Below are 4,131 nucleotides of genomic sequence, written 5' to 3'. Positions count from 1 at the left end.
CGAGATTCGAGATTCGAGAAAATTAGAAAGGTTGACGTGAAAGCGTCAACCTTTTTTTTGTCTGGAGGTTTGTTTACTCGATTATTTAAGCGATTAGCTAACCTACACAGCAAGAGATCTCCTATTACGCTCATTCGTCGCTCTAGGAGATGACGAGAATAGGTGTAGTGAATCCAAGACAACATCAATGATGCGCCATCAAACCACACCAAATCGTTATCCCTCTTCTCACCATCATTCCCTACAGTGAGGGACGAACGTGATAGGGAATCTGCTTATTGAGAACGTAAGCCCTAGCCACATTCAAACTCCGACCTTATACTCATGTAAAACAATTAATTGGAAAGATCATGAGCTTCAAACTTCACCCGCAACTTGCGAAAGACACCACACTTATCGGCGAATTTCCACTGAGCTTAGCCCTGCTACACAAAGATAACGCAGTGCCTTGGGTTATCTTGGTACCAAAACGTGCCAACCTAAAAGAGTTGCACCACTTACCAATGAAAGAGCAACAACAGTTCCTACATGAATCTCAGGCGGTAAGCCAAGCATTAGAAGCAACGTTCCAACCAGACAAATTGAACCTTGGTGCGCTGGGTAATATGGTGCCACAACTGCACATCCACCATATTGCACGCTTCAAAGACGACATTGCTTGGCCCGGCCCAGTATGGGGTAATACAAAAGGCGAACAGCGCAGTGAAGAAGATCAAGCCGCTATCCTGACTCGTATCCAAAACGTTCTGTCACTGAGCTCTATCTTCAAGAAAGCATAATTCGAGTTCATCTCATTGAGCTTTAAAGCAAAACACTTCAGAAAAGACACATAACAAAAAGCCGCTCATCTTAGATAAGCGGCTTTGTCATTTTCTAATCTCGCCTTTTTCAACGAGAGTCTGAAGACCGAACTACATCATCACGTTAAGCGACAAACCATCTTGTTTGCTGATGGTGTAGCGAATACGCGTTGTATGACCATGCATATTCGTATCGACCAAGCGAGAAACTTTCCCTTTCTTGACCCAAACACTCAGCATCGCATCGACGCCATCTTCACTCATGCCAAACTTTGCAGCGAGCTCTTTACGAGCCGCAACGCCGTGGCTATCAATGTATTGATGAAGTTCAGTTAAAATCATACTACTTGCACCTCTAGTGCTTTCTGCTTACTGCCCACTTTCTTGAAGACGCGATACGTCACCACAAAACCACCAGCAATCGCCACCATCCATACTGCACTTGTCACAGGATGCGCAGCAAAGTTTGCCGCTTGGTAGTAGAAAGTCGCACCAAAGTAACCAAGAGCCATCGTCCAAACCGCGATGAAGCGTGCAAACGTCTGACCAAATTCACGAACATAAGCACCCATCGCGGCCACACAAGGCGTGTAAAGCAGGATAAGAATCAAGTAAGCGAATGCCGCATGACCAGATACAAACTTGTCTTTCAAGTTACCAAAGATAGAGGTATCGACTTCTTGGTCAGCTGCTACAGAATTAGAGTCAGACAAGTCGCCAACTTCAATACCTAATGGATCTGAGTAGCTCAATCCGGCTAGGTTTTCAGGGATCGTCATTACCGCTTCTTGCAGGCTTGCTGCTAAGTCAAACTCAGCTGCTTCTTCATCAGAAGGCGTTGTATATAGGCTATTTAATGTACCAACAACGGCTTCTTTAGCGAAAATACCTGTGATGATACCAACCGTTGCAGGCCAGTTCTCTTCAGTAATACCAATTGGTTGGAATACAGGTGTTACAACTTGAGCTGCTCTAGACAGTACTGAGTTTTCGCTATCTTCGTTACCAAAGCTGCCGTCCATACCTAGAGAGTTTAGGAAGCTAAGAATAGCCACAACCATCACGATTGTTTTACCTGCACCAAGTACGAAACGCTTCAGCTTCTGCCAAGTTTTCAACATTACGTTTTGCACTGTCGGCAATTCGTAATCTGGCATTTCCATCACTAAGCTATCACTGCTACCTGGGTAGATCGTGTTTTTCAGGAACAAACCCGTAAATACAGAAGCAACGATACCCATGATGTACAGAGCGAATACTACGTTTTGTCCTGCACCTGGGAAGAACGCCGCCGCGAACAGTGCGTATACCGGTAAACGAGCACCACATGACATAAACGGCGCCATTGATGCTGCTAGTTTACGTTCGCGCTCTTGGTCAAGAGTACGAGTTGCCATGATTGAAGGCACGTTACAACCAAAGCCCAGTACAAGTGGGACAAATGCTTTACCCGGTAAACCAATCTTCTGCATCACTTTATCAAGTACAAATGCAGCACGAGCCATGTAGCCTGAGCTTTCTAGTACCGCTAAGAATAGGTAAAGCGCTGCGATAACAGGAATAAAGGTCGCAACCGTTTGGATACCGCCGCCAATACCATCAGCAAGTACAGTGACTAACCAAACTGGTAAATGGCCATCTAATAAGTGGTGTCCACCATCAACTAATATTGCTCCAACACCAATATCGAAGAAGTCGATAAACGCACTACCGATATTGATAGAGAACATGAACATTAGGTACATGATAACGAAGAAGAAAGGAATACCGACCCATTTGTTCAAAATGAATTGGTCTGCTTTCTCTGTAAAGTTACGGCTTAGTTTGCCTTCGCTGCGACGAACACGTTTACAAAGGTCATGTAAGAAAGTGTATTTAGCGTCAGCAACAGCAAGGTCAATATCGAAATCGGCACCAAGACGCACGCTATCAATTTGAGTGCGAGTTTGTGGGGCTAAACCATTCAATACCAAGTAATCATTTTCTAAAGCACGAATCGCTAGCGCTCGGTGAGATACGTCAGCATCATCAAATTGTGACTCAACAGAAGGGATAAGAGCTTCTAACGCGGCATCGTAATCAATAGAGATAGGGTCAAGGCTCACACCTTGAACAAGCAGTTTATGCAGACGCTCTTTAAAGCGAACCACTTGACCTTTATCGTTTGCAGACAAGCTTAGAACTGGGCAACCTAGCTCTTTCTCTAGTGCTTTAAGGTTAATCACCTGACGTTCGCGCTTTAATACATCCATTTTGTTCAACACAACGATCATTGGGCGACCCAACTCACGCAGCTGTAATGTCATATATAAGCTTCGTTCTAGACAGTTAGCGTCGACAACATTGATGATCACATCTGCTGGGTGAGTTAAAACAGCGCGAGACGCGATAGACTCATCGATGCTGTTCGCATCATTACCACTGTCTAGTGCGTAGATACCCGGTAAATCCGTTAGTTGAAACTGATCACCAGCGTGCGAGTATAAACCCGTCTTCTTTTCAACAGTGACACCAACCCAGTTACCAACGTGCTGCTTAGCACCAGTCAGTGCGTTGAACAGTGTTGTTTTACCACTATTCGGGTTACCAACGGTAAGAACTTGATAATCCATTTAGATAACCTCGATTTGTTCTGCAATGCTTTCACGAATGGCGATAGAAACACCTCTCACTTCAACTTGAAGCGGATCACCCATAGGTGCACGGCGGATAAGCGTCACCTCGGTTTTTGGCAACATACCCATGACCATAAGTTTCTTCCTTACGTCTGGTGTTAAACCTGTTAGTGCAACAATAGAAGCCGCCTTTCCTTGCTCTAGTTGTGAGAGTTTCATAAGTACCCAATTCGTGACTGATAATGAGAAAGATTGTTATTAACGCCATGATACACATACATGCCCACAATTCTATTGTGTGAAATCAATGTTTTCGAAAATACATACTCGTAAGTTTCGTTAAAAACGTTTACGTCAAAAACGTTACTTTCAACAACTAGCGAGAACTACCTCACTAGTACAAACCCTCCCAAATAAAAACAAATCATTAATTATCAACCACTTGAGACAATGTCGGTTTTATCATAGGTATCTGTCGTTAATTTTATAAGTAAAATAAGTAGCTGGACGTATAGTTACTCCATCGAAGAGAAACTACTTCTCTTTAATTTTATTCCAGAGGTGATATGGCTTTGCTATATCACTCCGGCAGCAAGCGAAGGTGTCGTTGGCACCCGTGGTATAGTCCCCCCGGCTATGCCACGATATTTTTTTCTTCCCTTTGTTTTATCCCAACAACCTTTTTAAACTCCCCATTTATCTCGTATCTCGTATCT

General features: G+C 43.9%; 4 protein-coding genes. 1 reads left to right on the top strand and 3 read right to left on the bottom strand.

Features of this window, described 5'->3' with window-relative positions; all coding sequences use genetic code 11:
* The first annotated feature begins 350 nt into the window (after window positions 1-350).
* Entirely contained in the window at window positions 351-779 is a 429-nt protein-coding gene (locus AB4512_RS15670; protein WP_372175159.1) for an HIT family protein, read from the top strand.
* Between the two features lie 132 nt (window positions 780-911).
* Here the strand turns inward: AB4512_RS15670 and AB4512_RS15665 are convergent, their stop codons facing one another.
* The 3 genes from AB4512_RS15665 to AB4512_RS15655 are packed head-to-tail and all read right to left on the bottom strand — an operon-like array spanning window position 912 to window position 3,634.
* Entirely contained in the window at window positions 912-1,142 is a 231-nt protein-coding gene (locus AB4512_RS15665) for a FeoC-like transcriptional regulator (protein WP_136978850.1), read from the bottom strand.
* On the bottom strand, window positions 1,139-3,412 hold the full coding sequence (feoB, locus tag AB4512_RS15660) for a Fe(2+) transporter permease subunit FeoB (protein WP_017061939.1): 2,274 nt from the start codon (window positions 3,410-3,412) through the stop codon (window positions 1,139-1,141). The genes AB4512_RS15665 and feoB overlap by 4 nt, the downstream gene beginning before the upstream one ends.
* Entirely contained in the window at window positions 3,413-3,634 is a 222-nt protein-coding gene (locus AB4512_RS15655) for a FeoA family protein (RefSeq protein WP_004734203.1), read from the bottom strand. It abuts the gene before it with no gap.
* Between the last annotated feature and the right edge of the window lie 497 nt (window positions 3,635-4,131).

The sequence above is a fragment of the Vibrio sp. 10N.222.52.B7 genome, from assembly GCF_041474275.1.
Taxonomy (GTDB): Bacteria; Pseudomonadota; Gammaproteobacteria; order Enterobacterales; family Vibrionaceae; genus Vibrio; species Vibrio crassostreae_C.
Note: the sequence above shows the minus strand (reverse complement) of the source record. Positions and strands in the feature narration are given on the sequence as shown.

Excerpts from the sequence above, each read along its gene's own strand:
- AB4512_RS15665 (WP_136978850.1), bottom strand. The coding sequence starts at position 1,142 with ATGATTTTAACTGAACTTCATCAATACATTGATAGCCACGGCGTTGCG.
- AB4512_RS15655 (WP_004734203.1), bottom strand. The coding sequence starts at position 3,634 with ATGAAACTCTCACAACTAGAGCAAGGAAAGGCGGCTTCTATTGTTGCA.
- feoB (WP_017061939.1), bottom strand. The coding sequence starts at position 3,412 with ATGGATTATCAAGTTCTTACCGTTGGTAACCCGAATAGTGGTAAAACA.
- AB4512_RS15670 (WP_372175159.1), top strand. The coding sequence starts at position 351 with ATGAGCTTCAAACTTCACCCGCAACTTGCGAAAGACACCACACTTATC.